Annotated in this window: 1 protein-coding gene; it reads left to right on the forward strand. The window is 28.4% G+C overall.

Going from position 1 to position 1,502, the window contains the following annotated elements:
• The first annotated feature begins 657 nt into the window (after positions 1-657).
• Positions 658-1,230, forward strand: coding sequence for a hypothetical protein (locus FT993_RS08745; protein ID WP_147862167.1), 573 nt, complete (start codon positions 658-660; stop codon positions 1,228-1,230).
• The last annotated feature ends 272 nt before the right edge of the window (positions 1,231-1,502 follow it).

The raw sequence follows: 1,502 nt of genomic DNA on the forward strand, positions 1-1,502 counted from the left end.
AATTTAAAAAATTGGCTTGTGGCTAAACCGAAAATTAATTGCTAATTTGCACGCAACGAGCCATACACAATCACGTTACATACAATGGCTCGGAATAAAAAGCAGAACCGACAAATAATTTTTCTGACTGGTTGAAAAACTTGAGAAAAAAATAAATCATTTTTTTATTAAAAAAATACTGACTTAAAAACCATCTGCGAAATTGAAAAAGCATTACACGGAATGAAAAGCACAACGCTAAAAAAAATTGAATAAAACAATATCCTTCAAAATAATAAAAATCGAATTTAAAAATTAAGCGGAATTAAGGTCGATTGAAAAATTTGAAATAAACGAAAAAAAGATATTAAGATTTTCGTTTCAGACATAAATAAAAAGATAATTGAGTAAAAAACACTAAGCGGAAAAAAATCGGATTGGAAATTAATTATTTAGACGGCAAAGCACAGAGCGTTCCAAGCAGAGTGTGTCGCCACAGTATGTAACAACGGCTATAATTCATTGCGGCGGAATTTTCTACCGAAAATTCCACGCTTTTTTCTATCTTTGAGCTACAACGGAATAATTCCTGCGTATTTTTCCGCAACGAAATCATAGCCAAAGCAGTTGGCGGTAATTTAAGTCAGACCATCACTAATTAATCAACCTAATTTAATAATGAATCGGAATATAATTTTGTTATTAATAGTTTTATTTTTTAATTCTTGCAAGCACGATTTTACAAACAGAGAATTAAAGATTTATGATAATTTTGATATTGGGCAAACATTAATATTTAAATCTGATAATAATTCTATTGATACTTTCAAAATAACTTTTAAGAAGAAATATTATAATAATTGGCAACCAATTACTCGAGACGGAAAATACAACCCACCAAATGCGGTTATTAAGTACGAAAAACTAAATTCTAATGATTTTAAAATATATAACCTTAATAAAAAAAAGTTTGAAAATCCAGAATTGTTTCATTTTAGAAAACCTAGCCCGAAATCCAAAACCAAAATTTCATTTGAATTTCAAAATTTTTATACCGAATTCAAGCAACCGGATGAGTCATTAAAACCGGAATTAATTATTGTAAATAATCATTCATTACAGTGTTATGTTTTTGAATTAAAAAAAGAAAATCTAAAAGAAACTGATATACAAAGAATTTACTTCTCGAAAGAATTTGAAATATTGAAATATGTATTTAAAAATGGAACTCAATGGGTAAGAATAAAATAAAACTACCGCCAACACCGTATATCACAAATAGCTAAGGTTTTTCTAAATCGAGAATTTGGGTATATTTGGTTAGTCGCCAAATCTTTTGATTTGGCTTTTTGAAAATTAAAGATAAAAACAAAATACAAAAGATTTGGCTTGTTGCGAGATTGAAAATTAACTCATAATTTCACGCTACTTGTCATATACAAACACGTTGGCAAAAATACCTCGGAATAAAAAGCAAAGCGGAAAAATAATGAATCTGACTGCTTGAAAAGATGAAGTAAAAA

The organism is Mesonia sp. HuA40, from assembly GCF_008017835.1.
In the GTDB taxonomy this organism is placed as follows: domain Bacteria; phylum Bacteroidota; class Bacteroidia; order Flavobacteriales; family Flavobacteriaceae; genus Mesonia.